19 protein-coding genes are annotated in these 22,249 nt (G+C 33.5%); 8 read left to right on the forward strand and 11 right to left on the reverse strand.

The annotated features are described in order from the left end of the window. Positions 1 to 164 precede the first annotated feature (164 nt). The 3 genes from gpmM (at position 165) to JMI89_RS04070 (ending at position 3,921) form a co-directional block, all read left to right on the forward strand. The gene (gene gpmM / locus JMI89_RS04060; RefSeq protein ID WP_187754274.1) at positions 165 to 1,712 is read left to right on the forward strand and encodes a 2,3-bisphosphoglycerate-independent phosphoglycerate mutase; all 1,548 of its coding nucleotides are present in this window, start codon (positions 165 to 167) and stop codon (positions 1,710 to 1,712) included. A 255-nt stretch (positions 1,713 to 1,967) separates the two neighbouring features. Further along, on the forward strand, positions 1,968 to 3,185 hold the full coding sequence (gene envC / locus JMI89_RS04065) for a murein hydrolase activator EnvC (RefSeq protein ID WP_220679388.1): 1,218 nt from the start codon (positions 1,968 to 1,970) through the stop codon (positions 3,183 to 3,185). A 1-nt stretch (position 3,186) separates the two neighbouring features. Further along, positions 3,187 to 3,921: a divergent polysaccharide deacetylase family protein gene (locus tag JMI89_RS04070; protein WP_187754276.1), complete on the forward strand. Its 735-nt coding sequence runs from the start codon at positions 3,187 to 3,189 to the stop codon at positions 3,919 to 3,921. Between the two features lie 552 nt (positions 3,922 to 4,473). Here JMI89_RS04070 and rapZ read toward each other — a convergent pair. The 6 genes from rapZ to yccX all read right to left on the reverse strand — a co-directional run bounded on the left by rapZ (position 4,474) and on the right by yccX (position 9,279). Next, entirely contained in the window at positions 4,474 to 5,334 is an 861-nt protein-coding gene (rapZ, locus tag JMI89_RS04075; RefSeq protein ID WP_220679389.1) for an RNase adapter RapZ, read from the reverse strand. Positions 5,335 to 5,505: 171 nt separating this feature from the next. Then, positions 5,506 to 6,936 carry an RNA polymerase factor sigma-54 gene (locus JMI89_RS04080; RefSeq protein WP_187754297.1) on the reverse strand — a complete coding sequence of 477 codons (1,431 nt, stop codon included), beginning with the start codon at positions 6,934 to 6,936 and terminating at the stop codon, positions 5,506 to 5,508. Further along, the gene (gene lptB / locus JMI89_RS04085; RefSeq protein ID WP_187754278.1) at positions 6,936 to 7,661 is read right to left on the reverse strand and encodes an LPS export ABC transporter ATP-binding protein; all 726 of its coding nucleotides are present in this window, start codon (positions 7,659 to 7,661) and stop codon (positions 6,936 to 6,938) included. The genes JMI89_RS04080 and lptB overlap by 1 nt, the downstream gene beginning before the upstream one ends. Positions 7,662 to 7,665: 4 nt before the next feature. Next, a complete protein-coding gene (gene lptA / locus JMI89_RS04090; RefSeq protein ID WP_187754279.1) occupies positions 7,666 to 8,220 on the reverse strand; it encodes a lipopolysaccharide transport periplasmic protein LptA in 555 nt (184 codons plus the stop codon). Between the two features lie 11 nt (positions 8,221 to 8,231). Further along, positions 8,232 to 8,819 (reverse strand): LPS export ABC transporter periplasmic protein LptC, encoded by a 588-nt coding sequence (gene lptC, locus JMI89_RS04095; RefSeq protein WP_187754280.1) that lies wholly within the window; start codon positions 8,817 to 8,819, stop codon positions 8,232 to 8,234. Between the two features lie 142 nt (positions 8,820 to 8,961). Then, positions 8,962 to 9,279 carry an acylphosphatase gene (gene yccX, locus JMI89_RS04100; protein ID WP_220679391.1) on the reverse strand — a complete coding sequence of 106 codons (318 nt, stop codon included), beginning with the start codon at positions 9,277 to 9,279 and terminating at the stop codon, positions 8,962 to 8,964. A 313-nt stretch (positions 9,280 to 9,592) separates the two neighbouring features. Here yccX and JMI89_RS04105 point away from each other — a divergent pair, with 313 nt between their 5' ends. The 3 genes from JMI89_RS04105 (at position 9,593) to JMI89_RS04115 (ending at position 14,418) form a co-directional block, all read left to right on the forward strand. Further along, the gene (locus tag JMI89_RS04105; RefSeq protein ID WP_370633713.1) at positions 9,593 to 10,780 is read left to right on the forward strand and encodes an efflux RND transporter periplasmic adaptor subunit; all 1,188 of its coding nucleotides are present in this window, start codon (positions 9,593 to 9,595) and stop codon (positions 10,778 to 10,780) included. Between the two features lie 3 nt (positions 10,781 to 10,783). Next, positions 10,784 to 12,748: a MacB family efflux pump subunit gene (locus tag JMI89_RS04110; RefSeq protein WP_187754281.1), complete on the forward strand. Its 1,965-nt coding sequence runs from the start codon at positions 10,784 to 10,786 to the stop codon at positions 12,746 to 12,748. A gap of 629 nt (positions 12,749 to 13,377) precedes the next feature. Further along, entirely contained in the window at positions 13,378 to 14,418 is a 1,041-nt protein-coding gene (locus tag JMI89_RS04115) for a tagatose 1,6-diphosphate aldolase (protein ID WP_220679393.1), read from the forward strand. A 58-nt stretch (positions 14,419 to 14,476) separates the two neighbouring features. Here the strand turns inward: JMI89_RS04115 and rpmE are convergent, their stop codons facing one another. From rpmE to JMI89_RS04140, 5 genes are all read right to left on the reverse strand, one after another. After that, positions 14,477 to 14,692 (reverse strand): 50S ribosomal protein L31, encoded by a 216-nt coding sequence (rpmE, locus tag JMI89_RS04120; protein WP_187754300.1) that lies wholly within the window; start codon positions 14,690 to 14,692, stop codon positions 14,477 to 14,479. Positions 14,693 to 14,934: 242 nt separating this feature from the next. Further along, on the reverse strand, positions 14,935 to 15,984 hold the full coding sequence (gene degS / locus JMI89_RS04125) for an outer membrane-stress sensor serine endopeptidase DegS (RefSeq protein WP_187754283.1): 1,050 nt from the start codon (positions 15,982 to 15,984) through the stop codon (positions 14,935 to 14,937). A gap of 232 nt (positions 15,985 to 16,216) precedes the next feature. Next, positions 16,217 to 17,599 (reverse strand): Do family serine endopeptidase, encoded by a 1,383-nt coding sequence (locus tag JMI89_RS04130; RefSeq protein ID WP_220679394.1) that lies wholly within the window; start codon positions 17,597 to 17,599, stop codon positions 16,217 to 16,219. A gap of 272 nt (positions 17,600 to 17,871) precedes the next feature. Beyond that, a complete protein-coding gene (locus tag JMI89_RS04135) occupies positions 17,872 to 18,279 on the reverse strand; it encodes a YhcB family protein (RefSeq protein ID WP_220679395.1) in 408 nt (135 codons plus the stop codon). Positions 18,280 to 18,342: 63 nt separating this feature from the next. After that, complete coding sequence (locus JMI89_RS04140) at positions 18,343 to 18,795, reverse strand: DUF721 domain-containing protein (RefSeq protein WP_220679396.1); 453 nt, start codon at positions 18,793 to 18,795, stop codon at positions 18,343 to 18,345. Positions 18,796 to 19,044: 249 nt separating this feature from the next. Between JMI89_RS04140 and JMI89_RS04145 the strand changes: the two genes are divergently transcribed. Both JMI89_RS04145 and secA read left to right on the forward strand, forming a co-directional pair. Further along, positions 19,045 to 19,407, forward strand: coding sequence for a hypothetical protein (locus JMI89_RS04145; protein WP_187754287.1), 363 nt, complete (start codon positions 19,045 to 19,047; stop codon positions 19,405 to 19,407). A gap of 114 nt (positions 19,408 to 19,521) precedes the next feature. After that, a complete protein-coding gene (gene secA, locus JMI89_RS04150) occupies positions 19,522 to 22,239 on the forward strand; it encodes a preprotein translocase subunit SecA (RefSeq protein ID WP_187754288.1) in 2,718 nt (905 codons plus the stop codon). Positions 22,240 to 22,249 lie beyond the last annotated feature (10 nt).

Consider the following 22,249-nt stretch of genomic DNA (forward strand, 5'->3'; position numbering starts at 1 on the left):
GAGATAATGTTGTATTTCATCCAGTAAAATTAGATTCAGTTTTAGCAACTAGGTAATATTAACGTCGATGTATTTCTATGAAAGCAAATGTTATACCCAATTTGAACTTATATAGTAAAATAGTCTCCTTTTAGAAGATTAATAATGATAATGTAGGAGCATATGTGAACAATACAAATAAACAACCCATCGTTCTTGTTATTTTAGATGGATATGGTCATCGCGAAGATCAGCAAGATAATGCTATTGCGGTAGCACATAAACCTAATATGGATAAATTGATTAAAACCTATCCAAACACTTTAATTGATGCATCAAGTATGGAAGTCGGATTACCATTAGGGCAAATGGGGAACTCAGAGGTTGGTCATACTAATATTGGTGCTGGTCGCATTGTGTATCAAGATTTAACGAGAGTGTCAAAGGATATCATGGATGGTGAATTTGCTAATAATCCGGTATTAATACAAGCGATTGATGATGCAGTGGTGAAAGGTAAGGCTGTGCATATTATGGGGTTACTTTCTGCCGGAGGCGTACATAGCCATGAGGAGCATATTATGGCTATGGTAGAGCTAGCTGCTGCGCGTAAAGCAGATAAAATCTACTTACATGCATTTTTAGATGGACGTGATACTCCACCAAGGAGTGCTGAGCAGAGTTTAAAAGTGTTTGCTGATAAATTTAAACATTTAGGTAAAGGACGTATAGCTTCTATAGTTGGACGCTATTATGCGATGGATCGGGATAACCGTTGGGATCGAGTCGAACAAGCTTATCGTTTATTAGCTGATGCGAAAGGTGAATTTACCTATGCGACTGCAATTGAAGGATTACAAGCAGCTTATACTCGTGATGAAAATGATGAGTTTGTTAAACCAACGGTAATATGTGCTGCTGATGAAGAAACTGTAAAAATGCAGGATGGTGATAGTTTGATTTTTATGAATTTCCGTGCTGATCGGGCTCGTGAAATTTCACGTGCGTTTATTAGCAAAGATTTTGATGGTTTTCAACGTGAGCGAGTGATTAATTTTGCTCATTACGTCTCTTTAACAGAGTATGCAACGGATATTCAATCTGAAGTAGCCTACGCTCCGGAAGCTTTAACTAATACTTTAGGTGAATGGTTAGCTAAACATAATAAAACGCAATTACGTATTTCAGAAACTGAAAAATATGCTCATGTGACCTTCTTTTTTAACGGTGGAATTGAGCAGCCTTTTGATAATGAAGACCGAATTCTTATTAATTCTCCTCAAGTAGCAACTTATGATTTACAACCTGAAATGAGTTCTAGTGAATTAACGGATAAATTAACTTCTGCAATTGAAAGTCAAAAGTATGATGTTATTATTTGTAACTATCCAAATGGTGATATGGTTGGTCATACAGGTGTATTTGATGCTGCGGTTAAAGCAGTTGAAGCTTTAGATAGCTGCATTGGTCGCGTAGTTGAGTCGGTTAATAAAGTATCGGGTCAATTATTAATTACAGCGGATCATGGTAATGCGGAAAAAATGCGTGACGAAAAAACCGGTCAAGCACATACTGCGCATACTAATCTTCCTGTACCTTTGATTTATGTTGGACCGAAAAAACTTCAAGCTATTAAGGGCGGTAAGTTATCGGATTTAGCCCCGACCATGTTAGCATTGATTGATATGCCAATACCAAAAGAAATGACTGGTAAAACACTTTTTATTAATTAATAATTGCAATTACACATTGAGTGTATTCTCATGCTATTATATAAAACATAAAGTGGGTCTTTATGACCCACTTTATGTTTTATAATAACAATTGAATACTTATTTTTGGTTTAGTTTTAAATTAAATATATGTTTAACTATATGTAATAAAAGAATATAGATGTTTTGGCTAAATATTATACGATATTGTTGTTTGTTTTTTATGCTTAGTTAAAAATGATATTTTTTTGTTATCAAATATTCGATAAATGGTTCATGATGCAATATAATGCTTTTTGTTTGTTGGTCATTATATTTGGAGGTTTTGTTACTTCCAATTTTAGTTATGCTGATAATAGGCAAGATTTACAAACCATTCGCCAAACAATTCAACAACAGGAACAAAAACTTGCAGAACAAAAACAGCAACGGAGTAAGTTAATTTCTGTACTTGAAAAACAAGAAACATCTATAGCCAATTTACTAACCTCGCTAGAAAAAAGTGAGAAGGTGCTTTTATCATTAGGTAATGAAATTGCAAAACTTAATGTTGATATTGGCAAGTTAAAGCAGAAGCAAGCAAAACAACAACAAATATTAGCTAAACAGCTTGAGAGTGCTTTTAAATTGGGAAAAACAAGTAATATGGAGTTGATATTTTCAGCAAATGAAAGTCAACGTAATGAAAGAATTATTACTTATTATGGTTATATTAACCAAGAACGTCAGGATCGGATGAATGAGCTTAAACAGATTCATGATGAATTAAATCAAAAAAAATCTTCATTAGAAGAAAAGCAAAAACAGCAAAACGACCTAAAAAATAAACAAAAATTGAAACGTGATGCGTTAATCACGAATCAAAAAGATCGCCATGAAACGATTTTAGAATTAGATAAGTCTATGCAACTTAATCAACTAAAACTTGCTGTACTAAGAGAAAATGAAGCGAAATTACAAGCTCAAATAACCAAAGCTGAAGCTGAAAATAAAAGAATTGCCGAAGATGAAGCAAAACAAGCTGCAAAAATTCGAGCCAAACAGCAAGATTACAATTACAATCCAACTAAAGATGAAAGATCATTAATGGCTAGAGTGAGCGGTATTGGTAAACCCAATCATCGTTTTAATTGGCCAGTAACTGGGACATTATTACACCGATTTGGTGAACCGCAACAAGGGGAACTCAAATGGAAAGGATTAGTGATCAAGGCAATGGAAGGAAGCAAAGTAAGGGCAATTGCTGATGGAAGGGTTATTTTAGCGAATTGGTTACAAGGATATGGATTTATTGTCGCATTAGAGCATGGTAAGGGTGATATGACATTATATGGTTATAATCAGCGTGTATTGGTTAATGTAGGTGATAAAATTGAATCCGGACAAGAGATAGCCTTAGTTGGAACAAGTGGTGGGCAAGGTAGTGCTGCTCTATATTTTGAAGTTCGTCGTGATGGTAAGGCACTTGATCCAAGTGTATGGCTAAAGAAATAAAATGATTAGAATATCTTCTTTAATTTCCACTATTTTTTGTTTGATATTACTGTGTTTACCTTCAGCTCAGGCTGGTAAATTGGCAATTGTAATTGATGATTTTGGATATCGAAAATCTATTGAAGAGCAAATTATTTTATTATCAACAGAGATTACGGTTTCTATTTTACCTAATTCACCGAATGCTGAAAAAATAGCTTTTTATGCACATGAGCAAGGCAATGATGTTATGATACACCTGCCTATGGCACCAATAAGTAAACAATATCTTGAAAAAGATACGTTAACACCTGATATGAGCCAAGAAGAAATACAAAGAATTATTTCCGAAGCTATTTTAAAAGTCCCTTATGCCATTGGTGTAAATAATCATATGGGTAGTAAGATGACGACTAATGTGGAAGGTATGCGGAAAGTAATGGAAAGTTTATTAAATTATCCTTTGTTCTTTTTGGATAGTCGTACGATTGCCCAAAGTAAAGCTATGGCCATTGCTCGTGAGTATCGTATTCCAGCAATAAGACGTGATATATTTCTGGATGATTTAAAAGACGAAAAATCAATTATGATTCAATTTGATTTAGCGATTGAATTGGCCAGAAAGCATAAGCAGGCGATTGTCATTGGTCATCCCTATTTTGCAACTTTAAATGTGCTTCAACAAAAATTAGCACAATTACCTGATGATATTGAACTAGTTAAATTAAGTTCATTAGTCGATAATTTCACTGATTAAATTTATAAATATCAGAGTTTATCTGTCAAACGGTAAGAAGATTCATTTATAAATATAGATTTAAAAATTATTTATATTTGCGCTACTTCTTTAAGACCCATTAACAAATAAAAACATGATAGATAAATACATCTAAACGTTATGATAATAATTGATAATTTTTGCAGTGGTAAAAATTTATCAAATAGTCATCACGTAATATCTCTTGTTATAACGTCATTATTTTAAATATTAAAATTTAAAAATATAGTTATTACGTTAAGCTTTTGAGGATTTATTGTATGATTAAAGTTCTATTTTGGGTAAAAACAGGAATAGATATTTATCGATTAGCCGTGTTTTTTAGAGTCCTTTTTAGTATTTTCAGAAATGGTTAGTAATTAGCGATTTGTTATACTTATCCCTTTTTGATAAGGTTATTGTAGATAAAAATAATGATCTGGCTCAGCTTAAAAAATAGAGTAAATATTTTGTCACTTAACGCAAACATAAATTTACTTTATTCTTGACTCGGCAATAGCTATTGGAAAATCCTAAACATCAACGGTTAGCTTAACTTTTATGTAACTGCTTTTCTAGACTGCGATGACGCGTTTGTACTTGTTCGCCTTGTAAAATAAAGATTTTTGTTAACTCTTCCGCAATATATACTGAGCGATGTTGACCGCCCGTGCAACCAATTGAAATAGTAAGATAACTACGATTATTCTTTTTCAATAAAGGTAACCATTGTTGTAAATAATTTGCTGTTTGGTGTATAAAATCGTTAACTTGTGAATGTTGGTTTAAATATGCTTGTACCGGGTGATCTAATCCTGTTAATTGTCGCAATGTTGGGTCCCAATGTGGATTCGGTAAAAAACGAACATCAAACACAAAATCTGACTCAATGGGTAAGCCATGCTTAAAACCAAATGATTCAAAAACGATCGTAAGTTCGCGCTCTTTTTTGCCTAATATCCGTTGACGCAAGATATCCGATAATTCATGTACTGATAGATTATCGGTATTAATAATTAAATCGGCATTATCTTTTAATGGTTGTAAATATTGTTCTTCAAGTTCAATGGCCTGTTCGATTGAGCGTCCTGGTACTGATAATGGATGAATTCTTCTGGTTTCGCTATAGCGGCGAATCAAAGTATTATGGCTACTTTCTAAAAATATAGATTGTGCTGTAATTGATGGTGGTAATTGTTGTAATATTTCATTTAGTAGGTTAAAACTAGCTGGCATATTACGAATATCAATACTTACAGCTACTGGGGAATGATTATTTTCGAGCATTTTTGCAAGATCAGGAAGTAAAGCGATCGGTATATTATCAACACAGTAAAAACCCATGTCCTCTAGTGCTCTTAATGCGATTGATTTACCTGAACCTGAACGACCACTAACTATCATTAAAAGCATAATTAAAATCCTTTATTAACGTTAACACATTTTTAGGTTACTTGGTTTGATTTCACATTAAAAAATTCACATTGGCAAAAACTTAACTTGCACATCAATTGCACCATAGTATTTTAAAATGCTTTTGTTTTAACAGCTCTCATGATTAATAATATTAAGGTTTCGTATTAATTATTTAAGTTGTTTACGTTGGCTTGACGGAGGGATCGATAATGTTTCTCGATATTTGGCTACCGTTCTTCTGGCTACCATCATTCCCTGTTCTTCAAGTAACATTGCTATTTTACTATCGCTAAGCGGTTTTTTACCATCCTCATTAATAATTAATTTTTTTATTAATGCCCTAATTGCCATCGAGGATGCTTCTTCTCCTGATTCAGCATTCACACGGTTAGAAAAAAAATATTTTAATTCAAAAACGCCTCGTGGACATTGTAGATATTTTTGTGTTGTAACTCGTGAAATCGTGGATTCATGCATATTAATTGCATTAGCGATATCGGCCAAAATCATTGGTTTCATGTATTCTTCGCCATATTCAAAGAAATTTTGTTGATGTTCTACAATAAATTCACTCACTTTTATTAGCGTGTCATTACGATTTTCTATACTTTTTATTAACCAGTTTGCTTCTTGTAAAGCTTGTCGAATATATTGCCCATCACTTTCATTAGCTTTTTTCCCCATAGCAGCATAGTGTTGATTAATTTTAAGATGAGGTATGGCTTCGTTATTAAGGATGATTTGCCATTTTTTTCCGATCTTTTTGACAAGCACATCCGGAATAACGTAATCAGGTGGTTCTGTGTTCACCGATTGACCTGGATAAGGTTGTAACTGTTGAATGAGCAGTATCGCGGCTTTTAATTGTTCTTGATTAATATTTAGTTTTTTTAACAGCGTTTTATAATCTTTTTGACCAAGCAGATCAAGATAGTGTGAAATAATGATTGTACTTATTTCAATATCATGATTAATCGGTGTTAATTGGTGAATTTGTAACAGCATACATTCCTGTAAAGTTCTTGCTCCAATGCCAATCGGGTCGAAATGTTGAATACGTTTAAGTACGGCTTCGACTTCAGCAAGCTCTATATCTTGGTTATTTTGTTCTTCCAAAATATCTTCGACAGTACAGGTTAAATAACCTTGTTCATTGATAGATTGAATAATTGAAACAGCAATTGCGCGATCTTGTTCGCTAAAAGGGGTTAAGTTGAGTTGCCACATCAGATATTCGTTAAGTGTTTGATGTGTTTCACCTTGATAAACAGTGAGTTCCTCATTTTGATAATCTGAATGAGTTCCAGAAGGCGTGCCTGCGGTATAAATATCATCAAATGAAGCATCAAATGGAATATCATCAGGAATATTCTGATTTTCCATCATTTCTCGCGTATCAATTTGTTCTGATTCTTTCACCTGAATAACCGGAATTTCTTCATAATTATCTTCTTCTTCAAGAAGAGGGTTATTTTCCAGAGCGGTTTGAATTTCCTGACATAGTTCGAAGGTTGATAATTGAAGTAGCCGAATAGCTTGTTGCAACTGCGGCGTCATAGTCAGCTGTTGAGATAATTTTAATTGTAGATTCGGTTTCATCATAACCTGAATTCTTCGCCTAAATAGACCCGCTTAACATGTTCATCGTTCAAAATGTTACTTGGGCTCCCCTCAGCTATTAGATGACCTTTGCTTACGATATAAGCACGTTCGCATACATCAAGGGTTTCGCGAACATTGTGGTCTGTGATTAATACGCCTATACCTCTATCGCGTAAATCGCGAATAATATTTTTTATATCGATGACAGAGATAGGATCAACGCCAGCGAATGGTTCATCTAATAAGATAAATTTTGGATCGGCTGCTAATGCTCTGGCAATTTCAACTCGTCGCCGTTCACCGCCAGATAACGATTGCCCTAAATTTTCTTTAATATGACTAATATGAAATTCTTCCAATAGCAGTTCTGCTTTTTCAATGCGTTCTTGTTTGCTAAGTGATTTACGAGTTTCTAAAATTGCCATAATATTATCAAATACAGATAAGCGACGAAATATAGATGCTTCCTGTGGAAGATAGCCAATTCCGATTTGTGCTCGCTCATGTAATGGTAATAAACTTATATCTTTATCGTCGAGATAAATTTTTCCGTCATTTAAAGGGACAATACCAACAACCATGTAAAAAGTAGTCGTTTTACCCGCACCATTTGGTCCCAATAAGCCAACAATTTCTCCCGAGTTAACGGTTAAGCTGACATTTTTAACAACCTGTCGTTGCTTATAAACTTTGGCTAAATTTGTTGCTCTTAATGTCGTCATAATATTAATTTATCTCTTTTACTTGTTCAGGCATAATAATTGTTCTAACTCGTTGTCTGGTATCTGATTGTGCTTCTATTTTTCGCTGTTGAACGTCATAATTAATGATGTTACTATTAATATAATTATCTTTTTGCTTAATTTGAGCATTACCTTGCATGGTGACGTCATTTTGTTTCACTCTATAAATTAATTTGTCTGCATTGCCTGTAATTTTATAATGTGTATCATTTTTTTGGACCTGTTGTTCAAATAAAACCGGTTGTCCATAGGCAGTAATCGTTTGATCCTCTTTACTTTGAATTTCAGTAATTACCACTTTATTCGCTTTAATGGTTATATTATCTTGAATAATGACAACATTACCTGAAAAGGTCATGGTATTTTTTTGAATATCAATTTGCTGATTATCCGCATCAATCGAAATGGGCATAGCGTTAATTTTCGGATTCTCTGAAGATTCGGCATAACTGAGGGTTGATATGGATATGATAAAACAACTAACCAAAATCGATTTTATTTTATTAAGATTAAAACGAGAACCATGAAAATTTTTCATTTTTAATATCCTTAATTAATAGTATTTTCGACTGATTTAGCGTTTGCATTATAATAAGTTTTTACATTTTCTAATATATCAGCGGTTTTGTTACGTAAGTTTCCAAATAGTCGATTTCCTTTTGATATGAAAGCTGGTCCTTCAATTGTCACAGGATCATCTGATGTAACGATTTGCGTCTTTAAGTCAATTTTGACATTATCAGTAATAATTTTTTCCAATTGTGCATCAGGTAATTGATTTATTAATCGAACATTATCGTTCAAATAAAGTATCTTATTGCCCATTAATGTAGCATTATTAGCTTTGATACGCCAAGTTGCGATATTTTCTCGATTATAAGAGGTTATATTAGGTGCTTCAAATAAAGTTTTCCCAGAATTTTCAAAATATTTAACTTTTGATGCACTCATTTTATAACTTAGATTACCAAATGGGTCGTACAACAACGTTGTCATCTTATCACTTTGGTAAAGAGGTTGAGACGATAAATCAATTGATGGTATTACTGTATTATCGGAGGTATCATTATTATAAAAATACAAACCAATAACTAAAATTATTAGTAAAATATAAAGCAAATTTCTTTTAGTCATCATCAATGTATTATGCACCTTATAAATAAACTGTTTAGCTAATTTACTAGCAAATGCTCTATCATCATTAGAGAGAAAACCCAAAATTTCATAACATCGGGAAGCAGCTATTTTTTATCGCTATTTTACGTTAAATTTGGCAAAATTAATACTTAACATTAAATGATGTATAATGATCGTCAATTTTTATTCGTTCAATCCGTAACTGCGCTATAATAGCCGATGTCGGTCCACCTAATTTAAGCCATTGGATTAATTTATTAATTTGATTAAATTCACCATGTGCTAAAATTTCAACACTGCCATTGGCTAAATTTTTAACGTAGCCAACTAAATTAAGTTCCTGCGCTTTTTGATAGGTAAAAAAGCGAAATCCCACCCCTTGTACTTTCCCAGTGACATGAATAATAATGCCACAGTCTGGTTCGATATTGCTAATACAATTCATTGTAATAATAGTCATTAATAGTAAATTCTGATTCAATTGTAATCAGAATTGTTTAGTGTGTGAATCAATTTATTATCTTATGAATATTAACGATTCTTTAGATATAAAATTCGTTTTTCTATTTTAGTGAAAATCTAAATGAGAAAAAATCCTATACTCATTCTTATTGAACCTGTAAAATTATTGCCTAAGTTTTCTATCATCTTATACATATCAAGTGGTAAAAAATTAATTTTATTTTTATTAAGTAACTTAAAATAATATCCTATAAAGAATAGATGGTGTCTATTTGGTTCAATTATACGAGTTTGGAGTGACAAATTTAATGATGTTTCACAAAAAAATTACAATAAAGCGTATCGCTTTATTGATCATTTTCATATTAATAATGATTTATATTGTTAAATGGATTTTTGTCACGCCGACGCCTATTCCTAGATATATTACAACCCAAGTTGAGCGAGGTAACATAGAGAAAACAGTACTCGCTGATGGGAAAATTAGTGCTTTTAAGCTAGTTAATGTTGGAGCTCAAGTTTCTGGGCAAATAAAGAAATTATATGTAAAGCTTGGTGAAGAAGTGAAAATGGGCGATATGATTGCAGAAATTGATGATCTGAAACAGAAAAATGATTTAAAACAATCAGAAGCGTCATTAGCGAGTTTAGAAGCACAACGTAAAGCAAAAGAAGCTAATCTGAAAAACTATCAATTAACTTATAATCGGCAATTAAAATTAGTCAAAAAAGGCGTCGGTATTCAATCAGAACTTGATGCTGCGGAAGCTCAACTTGATTCAATTAAAGCCGATATTGCGTCTTTAGATGCTGATATTATTCGAGCCAAAATCGCTGTTGATACCGCAGCAGTCAATTTAGGTTATACCAAGATTAGATCTCCGATTGATGGTGTTATCGTAGCGATACCAATTGAAGAGGGGCAAACAGTTAACTCGGTACAAAGTGCTCCAACAATTGTTAAAGTAGCTCAGTTGGATAAAATGACAGTTGAAGCGCAAATTTCAGAAGCCGATGTGATCAATGTTACCACAGGTATGCCGGTATATTTTACTATTTTAGGATTACCAAATGAGCGTTTTAGCGGATTAACATTAAGAGCCGTTGAACCCGCACCAACCTCTATTAATAACGAAACGACTACATCTTCTAGCTCGACCAGTTCGGCAATCTACTATAATGGTTTATTTGACGTGGAAAATCCAGAGCGTGTATTGCGTATTTCGATGAGTGCTCAAGTTTATATCATCTTAGGCCAAGCAGAAAATGTGTTGTCTATTCCCACAAATGCGTTGCAAAGAAAACTAGCTGGAAATAAAGCAATGGTATTTGTATTGGATAACGATCAGAAGCTCTCTGAAAGAGAGATTCAAATCGGTTTAGATGATAATGTTAATGTTGAAGTTAAAACTGGTTTAAAAGAAGGTGATACCATTGTTGTCAGCACTTTTGATGGTTCCATGATTGGCAGTCAAAAAATACCAAGAGCAAGATTTTAAACGATGAATATGACTCCTTTAATTCAATTAAATAACATTGTAAGAGAATTTCCTGCTGGCGATTCAACAGTTCAGGTTTTAAAAGGTATTAATCTTACAATTCAAGCCGGTGAAATGGTTGCGATTGTTGGGGCCTCAGGTTCTGGTAAATCAACCTTAATGAATATATTGGGTTGTTTAGATAAACCAACTACCGGCATTTATAAAGTAGGTGGTCGAATAACAAGTCAATTATCACCAGATGAATTAGCTGAATTGCGCCGAGAGCATTTCGGTTTTATTTTCCAACGTTATCATTTATTAAATGCGTTAACAGCTCAAGGTAATGTTGAAGTTCCAGCCATTTATGCCGGCGTAAAAAAAGAGCAGCGTCAACAACGATCATTTGAAATTTTATCGCGTTTAGGGCTGGCTGAAAAAATTAATAGTAAACCTAATCAATTATCAGGTGGTCAACAACAGCGTGTAAGTATAGGGCGAGCGCTTATTAATGGCGGTAATATTATATTAGCTGATGAACCAACTGGTGCTTTAGACCAAAAAAGTGGTCATGAAGTGATGGCAATTCTACGGGATCTCCATAAACAAGGTCACACAATTATTATTGTCACACATGATGCGAATATTGCTAAAAGTGCGCAACGTATTATTGAAATTAGTGATGGAAATATTATCTCTGATACTATAAATACCGATTTTTTACCAGAATCATGGGGTCAACGTCAAGTAAAACAGATTGCAACAATTAATGTTCAAGACAATTTTTCTGCTAAACTTGCCCGTTTTAAAGATGCATTTAAAATGGCAATTTTATCCATGTTATCTCATCGACTTAGAACATTTTTGACTATGTTGGGGATTATATTTGGCATCGCAGCTGTCGTATGTGCGGTTGCTTTGGGTGAAGGTTCAAAACAACAAATTTTGTCAGATCTTAGTTCAATGGGAACTAGCACATTGGAAATTATTCCAGGTACTGGCTTTGGTGATCGCAATGCTAGCCGTATAAAAACATTACGTTCTACTGATGCAGATGTTTTGGCAAAACAAAGTTATATACATAGTGCGACACCTAACGTGTCGACCAGTGTTTACTTCAGAAAAGGCAATCAAGCACTTTCTGGTATGGTGAATGGTGTAGGAGAACAATTTTTTGCCGTTAGAGGATATGTGATCACACAAGGAAAAGCATTCGATACCAATAATGTTATACAATCATCACAAAAAGTTGTGATTGATGATAATACAGTTAAACGATTGTTTCCTAATCAAAACCCGATCGGGCAAGTCTTTTATGTTGGTCAACTACCGGTCACGGTCATCGGAGTGGCTACAAAAAAAAGTCAAGGATTTGGTAGTAACGAGAATCTAAATGTGTGGTTACCTTATACTACTGTAATTAATCGAATGATTGGACAAACGACTTTAAAAAGTATTACTGTTCGTGTAAAAGACGATGTTGATTTAACGGTTGCCGAACAAGCGATTGAAAAAATTATGATCCAACGCCATGGTACCAAAGACTTTTTTATCTTTAATTCTGATAGTATTCGTCAAATGTTGACTTCAACAAAGGCAACGACATCATTATTAATTTCAGCTATTGCATTAATTTCATTGGTCGTTGGTGGTATTGGCGTGATGAATATTATGCTAGTTTCCGTAACGGAAAGAACGCGTGAAATTGGTGTGCGTATGGCTGTTGGAGCAAGATCAAATGATATACTGCAACAATTTTTAATTGAGGCGGTTTTAGTTTGTTTAGTTGGTGGGATATTAGGTATTACGTTATCATTATTAATAGGTGTTCTATTTGCTTTTTTCGTAACTATTTTCTCGATGATATTTTCAATTACGGCAATTATAGTGGCGTTTATTTGTTCTAGCTTAGTGGGGATAGTGTTCGGTTATTTTCCGGCAAGAAGAGCGGCTCGATTAGACCCTATTCATGCTTTGGAAAGAGAATAGGCTTAAACTCCCCCTTTATGATTAATAAAGGGGGTAATTTATAAGGCAGTATTTTATTATCAATACCATGATAAATATCGTCTATAATCAGGCAATCATGACTCGTATCTTTCAATATAAATAAGGTTGTTCAAGCTATAAGAAATGTTAACCAATCAATTAGCAAACAAAATCAATAGCCATAATAGAGCAAGGTTAACAAACACAATAAATATACAACAGATTAAAAATGATTAATTATTATGTTGCGATTATTCAAATAGTATCACTCTCAAAGTATTAACCCAGTCAAATCTTTTAGTAAACAATAATTCATCAGCAATAAGCTAAAAAAGATAAAATAATTATGTAGTATACATGTGTTGATTGTTGATTGTTGATCGTGACCCTTCCATGTGCGATATGTTTTATATAGAATTTTAGGTTAGTCATGTTATTTATGATCAAGATTGGCAATTTTTTAAAATCTGTTTGATAAAAAATTTTATTAAAACGATTACTCATTTTTCTTAGCAATTTTAACGAGTTGCTATTAGTAAATTAACAGCACAATTTCACTGTCTGGTATGTTGAACTCTTTAGGAATAAGTTTAGAATAAAAGTTATTCAAGTGTGATAAGGAGATAAATATGGCCAAAAAACTGATTACCCGAAGAAAATTTAATTGTATGAAGCAACTATCTAATAATGATGGTGTTATTGCAGCGTTAGCGATAGATCAGCGTGGTTCGATGGTAAAAATGATGGAAACCGCAGTGGGTAAAGAACATTACCATATTGATATGGTTTATGAATTTAAAGAATTGGTTTCCGAAGAACTGACCAAATACGTCAGTGCTATTTTGCTTGATGAAGAGTATGGATTCAAAGGGATTAAAGCAAAAAATGTAAATGCAGGTCTTATTTTATCATATGAAAAAACAGGTTATGATGTAAACACCCCAGGGCGGCTACCGGAATTGTTACCAGAAGAGTCCATTCAACGTTTGATAAAAAAAGGTGCGGATGCAGCTAAAGTACTAGTTTATTATAATCCGGATGATCCTCAAGATATCCTGGATAAAAAACACGCATTTTTGGAACGGCTTGGTGATGAGGCGCGAGCGGCAGATCTACCTGTTTTTGTTGAACCAATTGTTTATGATAATGAAATTTTGGATGATAAGAGTCCTGAATTTGCAAAAATTAAACCAAGGAAAGTTATTGAAACTATTCAAGAATTTACCAAAGATCATTATCATATCGATATTTTAAAAGTTGAAGTCCCAGTATTATTTAAATATGTGGAAGGATTTAATCATTCTAATCCAATTGTTTATTCTCAAAAGGAAGCTGCAAATTATTTCAAAGTTGCCAGTGATGCTGCAACACGACCTTTTATTTATCTTAGTGCAGGTGTTCCAACAGAAGTATTTCATCAAGAATTAGTTTTTGCTGGTGAATCAGGAGCTAACTATTCAGGCATTTTAGGCGGGCGTGCAACTTGGTTTGAAGGCGTTGCTGCATATGCTAAAGGTGGCAAAGATGGCTTGAGAAAATGGTTGGATACGATCGGTCGTGATAACGTGGAACATCTTAATAAAATCTTAAAACAATATGCTAAACCATGGTATGACATATATGGTGGCTTCAATAATATTGAAGTAATTGATATTAATTTGAAGGATTGACAAAATGAAAAGTCTGGATGATTGCTCACCCAGACTCATCTTCGCTTATTAGCAATAATTATTTCTTACCGCTAACCATACTGAAACGTTGCTTGAATTTATCAACACGTCCGCCAGTTGCCACATCACGTTGTTTACCAGTATAGAACGGATGGCATTCGCCACAAACGTCTAAATGAATATCGTGACCTACAGTAGAACGAGTTTTAATCGTATTGCCACAAGAACAAGTTGCAACGATTTCTTTATATTCTGGATGGATATCTTTTTTCATTTTTAGCCTCTTGTTTGCATCGCTATATAAATAGTTGTTATACAACGGAATTTATACACCATACAAATGTTAAATAACACGAATAAGGTCGCGAATTATACCGCTATTTTAGCTATTGGTCAATAGCGAGTTAACGTTTTATTTTAGTCTTATCTATTTGATAAATAATATATTTATATTAAACACCAACGTAAGTTTATGTTGCAAAATTCCTTAAAAATTAAATCCTAAAATAGGAAAAATTAAATTGGTAATTGTTCAATTTGTACTTTTAATGTCTGTTTTTCACCATTCCGTAATACAACAACAGGGATAGTGGATCCTGGTTTGAGTTCAGCAATTTGATCCATCGTATTAATAATCGATTTTACCGGTTTATCATTGACAGAGATTAAAATATCGTTAGGCTTAATCCCTGCTTTTTCGGCAGGGCCGTCAACATTAGTGACTAAAATTCCAAGTACAATAGGATGATCACTAGGATTTTGTGTCGGGGAAAACTCTAATCCATCTACGCCAATATAGCCTCGAATAATTTTTCCATCTTTAATTAAAGTTTTCATAATCTTAGTTGCTAATGCAGTAGGTATTGCAAATCCGATTCCTTCGGGTACATCATTACCTAAATTTTTACTAAATGATAACGTGTTTATACCCACTAATTCTCCGTTAGTATTAACTAAAGCACCACCAGAATTACCATGATTGATTGAAGCATCGGTTTGAATAAAGTTTTGCCGGCGAAAAGGGCTAAGTCCATCGCGACCCGTTGCACTGATTATACCTTGTGTAATTGTTTGACCAATATTATAGGGATTACCTATTGCCAATACGACATCACCAATTTTAGGCGTGCGTTTCGCATTGATAGGAATGACCGGAATATTGCTTGCTTGAATTTTTAAAACAGCAATATCCACTAATCTGTCGGAACCAACAGATGAAGCTTCGAAAATACGACCATCCTGAAGAGCTACAATAATTTGTTCAGCATTTTCGATTACATGATAATTAGTAATAATATAACCGTCTTTGCGCATGATGACACCAGAACCTAATGGTGTAATAACATTATTATTTTTTTGCGGTAATCTCTCAAGAGAACGACTGTAAATATTGACAACCGCGGGAGCTGCTGATTTTACAGCATGATTATAACTAAGAGGTTCATTATTAAAGATTGTATGCGGTAATAATGATTGATTTTTATCTCGTAAAGATGGAAAAATGATTAACAGCACAATAGCTAAAACAGCACCGATAAGAACAGGCCATAATATTTTCTTTAGCATAAGTCATTTGACACCATAATTTTCAATCATAGATATAAATAATATCATATAAATCAAAAAAATTATGATTCTAATAAAAAGAAGTGTCAAATTAGTAATATTTAATTATAAATAAGTTATCATAAAATGATTGATGATTATTAAAATAACCCAATTAATTTTACTCTTGTTTTTTTTTAACATCAGAAAGGAAAGGTATTTCCTTCTGATGTTAGAAGGGTAAGTAAAGTAATTATCTTAAAATAAGGTAAACTCTGCTGTTTCCGCGTATAATTTGTAATGCAATCGCTGATGGTTTACTGTCAATAACTTTGCGTAAATCTGCAATATTATTAACACGAACTTTGTTTACGCCAGTAATTAAATCTCCCTCTTGTAGACCTAATAATGAAGCAGGTGATCTTTTGGTTATAGTATCAATTAAAACCCCTTCTTGACCATTAACTTCACCGTTAACAAGATTAGCGCCTTCTAAACTTGGATGTAAACTTTTCGCTTCAGTAATCGATTCGTCACTATTTTTTAACTTTACTTTAAACTGAAGTTCTTTATTTTCCCGAATTATACCAAGATTTACTTCATGACCAGCACCTTCAGTTGCAATTTTAGCCCGTAGTTCAGCAAAACTTTCAATAGATTTATTGTTCATTGAAACAATCACATCACCCGCTTTAATTCCTGCTTCAGCCGCAGCGGAATCAGCTAATACTTCACTGACAAATGCACCTTTTTGAATATTAAGATCAAAAGCTTTTGCGATATCAGAAGTTAATTCATTACCTTTAATTCCTAATACACCACGTTTTACTTGACCGTATTCAGTTAATTGATTGGTGAGACTTTTAACCATATTACTTGGTATCGCAAAACCAATACCAACATTACCACCACCTGGTGCAATTATTGCAGTATTAATTCCTATCAATTCACCATTTAAATTGATTAAAGCGCCACCAGAATTACCTCGGTTGATAGAAGCATCAGTCTGGATGTAGTTCTCAAACCCATTCATATTTAGACCGCTTCGCCCTAATGCTGAAATGATCCCAGAAGTAACCGTTTGTCCAATTCCAAAAGGGTTGCCTATTGCAACCGCAAAATCGCCAATGCGTAATTTATCTGAATCTGCAATTTTTATGGCGGTGAGTTTACTTGCTTTTTCAATTTGTAATAAGGCAATATCGCTTTGAGGGTCACGACCAATCAGTTTAGCTGAGAACTCACGACCATCCTTAACTAAGATGATGATCTTCTCTGCATTATCAATGACATGATTATTTGTCACAACATACCCTTTTTCTGCATTAATAATAACACCCGAGCCCTGACTGGTGAATGAGCGAGATTTGTTTTCAGGGTAACCAAAAAATCGTCGGAATTCTTCTGGTATATTATCTTGTACTTGTGCAATACCTTCAACTTTAATGCTAACAACTGAAGGCAAAACATTTTCTAGCATTGGTGCTAGACTTGGTAGTTCTTGTCCTTCACCGTTTTTAGCTGTAATAAAAGAAGGTAATGAAATATTAGCATGTACTAAAGAACCAAATGTTAAACTCAAAGTTAATGCCAAAACGGTAAGACATTTTTTATGATTATTCGCTTTACGATTCATGATTATAACTCTCAATTCTTATATTTTTGATCACAATATATTCTTCTTGTAAATAGGAATGAATATTATCTATCTGTTATTTCATCACTTTTATATTCTTAAGTGCATACACCAAGTATGATATTGTTCAATGATCATTATAACGAATTATGCATTTAATATTTTAAAGTAACGTTTAAAAGTCATATTAGATAATACTCATATTATCTAATATAATGCAATTATCTAATATTGTTTATCTTTTTTTAATAACCTATTATAAAATTAATGATTTATTGTTTTTGTTCTGGATTTTTTAATAAACCAGAATGGTCACTAGCATAATCTTTTGGTTGCGCTTTCATAAAGTTGATTGTGGGTTTATCTGTTTCATTAATTGTCGGTTTAATATTTAATGAGTTGATATCTTCTTGCGAAATTAGGTTATTGGAATTTTCTGCCATATGTTGATACAGGCGTCGAAAATCTTTCGCCATATTATCTAATATTTCTGCACTATGAGAAAAATGTTTAACAATGGTCTGTTTTTGAGTACTTAATTGTTGTTTAGCTTCTTCAAGCTCACGTTGTAATTGATTAAATTTACGAGACTTCGGACTAAATACATTGGCTAGTATAATACCTAAAGTAATACCGAAAGCTAAGCCAATAACAAGATAAATTACTATTTCAGAATTCATTTTTTATCTCCTTGATAAAAATTGCATTATTTGTGAACAATTAATTTTTAAATTCATTACGCTTTATTTTAAAACATGATTAACCAGTTTAATCAAGCATGTTTTTAATTTTGGTGTGGTATTTTCAGCTAATGCCAATAAAAGTGATGCGCTATATGGTGATAGTGCCCTTTTTGTGGTTTTATCGCCATTTTTTATTAAATATCGTTGTTGATTTAATACGGGATTAATTTTGTATTGAATCGATGCTAAACCACTTAAACCATTTTGTCGTAATGCTAGCAGTAATTTTCCCTGTTCATAACGCAAACGCGTTAACCAACTCGCTGAAGAGACCTCAATAATTAAGATACTTTGTCGGTAATTTGCAACTCGACAGCAATGTTGCAGATGCAAGGGAAGATAACGATAAACAAGATGATTTAAACGTGATAATACAACACTACGCTCTTGAATATTGGTTAATGTACCACCATTAAATAAATTCTCTAAAGATTGAGGTTCACTATTTCGCATTCATCTAACTCATACAAGTTTATTTTGTGATATTAATTTACTCTATTTATGTTTATACGTCTTAATATTGATCGCTAATTTACAAAATATTAGTTATTATTTTTACGATAGTGGATTGTGAAAAAGAAAACATGTCAAATAGTAAAAAATAAGCTAATATGTCGCCATTAATAAAAGTTGTTAAATTAATATTTAGCCTTATTTCTATATTATAACCAAAAAAGTAATTTTATTTTGTATATTTATTATATGATGAGTGTATCTCGTTGGCAAAGTATGACTAACCGTTTTACAATTAAAATAACATTGCCACAACTGTTGTTGGGGTTTATAGCCGCATCATTTGGTTTATTTGATCAAAGTTCTTGTATTGCTCGTTTACCTGACACAAATATTATTGCGATCACGACAGTGATGGCTAATTTGCAAGACTATCAAACAAATAACAGTATTCATTCACAATTTCATACAAATAATAGAAGTAATGAAGGTTATTTTAAATTAAAGCATGTTATTATTTTTCAATATAGACAAGTCTTCAAAATTGTTCGTTTGATGCCAAATAATGGTATTCGTGCAGGACCAATCTTTTTATTTAGTTTATTGGTATAAATACATTAGATACTAATTGTAAACTAATATACTTTACAAAAAATGTAACTTTTTAATCAAAGTATGTAAACATATTTTGTTATTGAAACCTGTTTTATAAATAAGAGAATTTATATGTTATTAAATTTATTAACAAAAGTATTTGGTAGTCGTAATGAACGTGTCTTAAAAATGATGCGTAAACGCGTTGAAAAAATCAATGCCTTAGAACCTGCAATGGTGGCATTATCTGACGAAGAGCTAAAAGCAAAAACCGCCGAATTTAAACAGCGTATTACCAGTGGTTCAAGTTTAGATACGATATTAGAAGAAGCTTTCGCTGTAGTGCGTGAAGCAAGTAAGCGCGTTTTTGGGATGCGCCATTTTGATGTGCAATTAATTGGTGGCATGGTATTAAATGAACGTTGTATTGCTGAAATGCGAACTGGTGAGGGTAAAACACTTACCGCAACTTTGCCTGCTTATCTTAATGCACTTACTGGTAAAGGTGTGCATGTTGTAACAGTCAATGACTATTTAGCCCAACGTGATGCTGAAAATAATCGTCCACTTTTTGAATTTTTAGGGTTAACCGTAGGTATAAATTTACCTAACATGCCAACATCAGAAAAACGTGCTGCCTATAATGCAGATATTACATATGGCACAAATAATGAGTATGGATTTGATTATTTACGCGATAATATGGTGTTTAATAAAGAATCTCGTGTACAGCGTCCGCTTAACTATGCGTTAGTTGATGAAGTTGATTCGATATTAATCGATGAAGCGAGAACGCCATTAATTATTTCCGGTCCAGCAGAAGATAGTTCAGATCGCTATGTAAGAATTAATAAAATTGTGCCTTATCTTACTCGGCAAGAAAAAGAAGATACCGAAGAATTTCAAGGTGATGGTGATTTTTCAATTGATGAAAAATCTCGTCAAGTTAACTTGACTGAACGCGGTTTACTAAAAGTTGAAGAACTTCTTATACGAGAAGGTATTATCAAAAGTGATGAATCTTTATATGCCCCAAATAATATTGTGCTTATGCACCATATTAATGCTGCATTACGTGCTCATCATTTATTCCACCGTGATGTAGATTATATTGTAAAAAATGGTGAAGTCATCATTGTTGATGAACATACTGGTCGTACTATGGAAGGGCGACGTTGGTCAGATGGTTTACACCAAGCAGTAGAAGCTAAAGAAGGTGCTAAAATACAAAATGAAAATCAAACACTTGCTTCAATCACATTCCAGAATTATTTCCGTTTGTATCAAAAATTAGCAGGTATGACTGGTACCGCAGATACAGAAGCATTCGAATTTAATCAAATTTATGGTCTAGATACTATTGTGGTGCCAACCAATAAACCAATGTTACGTAAAGATCTCCCTGATTTAGTGTTTATGACTGAAAAAGAAAAACTTGATGCAATCGTTGCTGATGTTAAGAGTTGTGTAGCAAAAGGTCAGCCGGTATTGGTTGGTACCGCCTCAATTGAAAAATCAGAATTGGTATCACACTTCTTAAATCAAGCTAAAATTAAACATAGTGTACTAAATGCAAAATTTCATGCTCAAGAAGCCGAAATTATTGCTGATGCGGGACGTAAAGGCGCGGTAACCATAGCGACAAATATGGCGGGGCGGGGTACCGATATTATGCTGGGTGGAAATTGGCAAATGGAAATTGCTAAATTGGAATCACCAACCCCAGAGCAAGTGCAAGCGATAAAACAGGACTGGCAAGTTCGTCATGAAGAAATTATTCAGCTCGGAGGTTTATATATTCTGGGAACGGAACGTCATGAATCACGCCGCATTGATAATCAATTACGAGGTCGTTCTGGTCGCCAAGGTGATCCTGGGGTATCTCGTTTTTACCTTTCCTTAGAAGACCCACTTATGCGTATTTTTGCTTCTGATCGAGTCGGTGGCGTGATGCGTAAATTAGGAATGAAAAATGGTGAAGCCATTGAACATCCTTTGGTAACAAAAGCTATTGCTAATGCGCAAAAGAAAGTTGAAAGTCGTAATTTTGATATTCGTAAACAACTATTGGAATTTGATGATGTTGCTAATGATCAACGACGAGCGATTTATTCGCAACGTAATGATTTATTAGATAATCATGATATTAAAGAGATGATAGATTCGATCAGAAGCGATGTATTTAATAGTCTCATTGATCAGTATATTCCCCCTCAGTCTATTGAAGAAATGTGGGATGTTAAAGGTCTAGAAGTTGCTTTAAAAAAGGATTTTGATCTGGATTTACCTATCTCAACATGGCTTGACGAAGAAATGAATCTGCATGAAGAAAACTTGCGAGAACGCATTCAAAACATTGCTAAGCAGACATATCAAGATAAAGAAAATTCTGTTGGTAGTGAAGCATTCCGTCATTTTGAAAAGAATGTGATGTTGCAAACATTAGATACCCTATGGAAAGATCATTTAGCCGCCATGGATTATTTGCGTCAGGGTATTCATTTACGTGGGTATGCGCAAAAGGATCCAAAACAAGAATATAAACGTGAATCTTTCGACATGTTTGCGAATATGTTAGAAACGCTTAAGTATGATGTGATTGGTGTGCTTAGCCGTGTACGTATTCAATCGCAACAAGAAATTGAAGAGGCTGAAAGACAAAGAGAAGCAGAACTTCAAAAATTAGCTGAAAAACAACGCCTTAGCCATAGTGATATGGATGAAGCTCACAATAATAAGTCGCAAAATGCACAACCATTAGTGCGTGCTCAGGCGAAAATTGGACGTAATGATCCTTGTCCATGTGGTTCAGGTAAAAAATATAAACATTGTCATGGGGCTGTTCAATAAGGGTAAAGTT

The sequence above is a fragment of the Frischella sp. Ac48 genome (assembly GCF_019641635.1).
In the GTDB taxonomy this organism is placed as follows: Bacteria; Pseudomonadota; Gammaproteobacteria; order Enterobacterales; family Orbaceae; genus Frischella; species Frischella japonica.

Coding starts and splice junctions, on each gene's coding strand:
- envC (WP_220679388.1), top strand. CDS start 1,968: ATGATGCAATATAATGCTTTTTGTTTGTTGGTCATTATATTTGGAGGT.
- JMI89_RS04070 (WP_187754276.1), top strand. CDS start 3,187: ATGATTAGAATATCTTCTTTAATTTCCACTATTTTTTGTTTGATATTA.
- rapZ (WP_220679389.1), bottom strand. CDS start 5,334: ATGCTTTTAATGATAGTTAGTGGTCGTTCAGGTTCAGGTAAATCAATC.
- JMI89_RS04080 (WP_187754297.1), bottom strand. CDS start 6,936: ATGAAACCGAATCTACAATTAAAATTATCTCAACAGCTGACTATGACG.
- lptB (WP_187754278.1), bottom strand. CDS start 7,661: ATGACGACATTAAGAGCAACAAATTTAGCCAAAGTTTATAAGCAACGA.
- lptA (WP_187754279.1), bottom strand. CDS start 8,220: ATGAAAAATTTTCATGGTTCTCGTTTTAATCTTAATAAAATAAAATCG.
- lptC (WP_187754280.1), bottom strand. CDS start 8,819: ATGATGACTAAAAGAAATTTGCTTTATATTTTACTAATAATTTTAGTT.
- yccX (WP_220679391.1), bottom strand. CDS start 9,279: ATGACTATTATTACAATGAATTGTATTAGCAATATCGAACCAGACTGT.
- JMI89_RS04105 (WP_370633713.1), top strand. CDS start 9,593: ATGTTTCACAAAAAAATTACAATAAAGCGTATCGCTTTATTGATCATT.
- JMI89_RS04110 (WP_187754281.1), top strand. CDS start 10,784: ATGAATATGACTCCTTTAATTCAATTAAATAACATTGTAAGAGAATTT.
- JMI89_RS04115 (WP_220679393.1), top strand. CDS start 13,378: ATGGCCAAAAAACTGATTACCCGAAGAAAATTTAATTGTATGAAGCAA.
- rpmE (WP_187754300.1), bottom strand. CDS start 14,692: ATGAAAAAAGATATCCATCCAGAATATAAAGAAATCGTTGCAACTTGT.
- degS (WP_187754283.1), bottom strand. CDS start 15,984: ATGCTAAAGAAAATATTATGGCCTGTTCTTATCGGTGCTGTTTTAGCT.
- JMI89_RS04130 (WP_220679394.1), bottom strand. CDS start 17,599: ATGAATCGTAAAGCGAATAATCATAAAAAATGTCTTACCGTTTTGGCA.
- JMI89_RS04135 (WP_220679395.1), bottom strand. CDS start 18,279: ATGAATTCTGAAATAGTAATTTATCTTGTTATTGGCTTAGCTTTCGGT.
- JMI89_RS04140 (WP_220679396.1), bottom strand. CDS start 18,795: ATGCGAAATAGTGAACCTCAATCTTTAGAGAATTTATTTAATGGTGGT.
- JMI89_RS04145 (WP_187754287.1), top strand. CDS start 19,045: ATGATGAGTGTATCTCGTTGGCAAAGTATGACTAACCGTTTTACAATT.
- secA (WP_187754288.1), top strand. CDS start 19,522: ATGTTATTAAATTTATTAACAAAAGTATTTGGTAGTCGTAATGAACGT.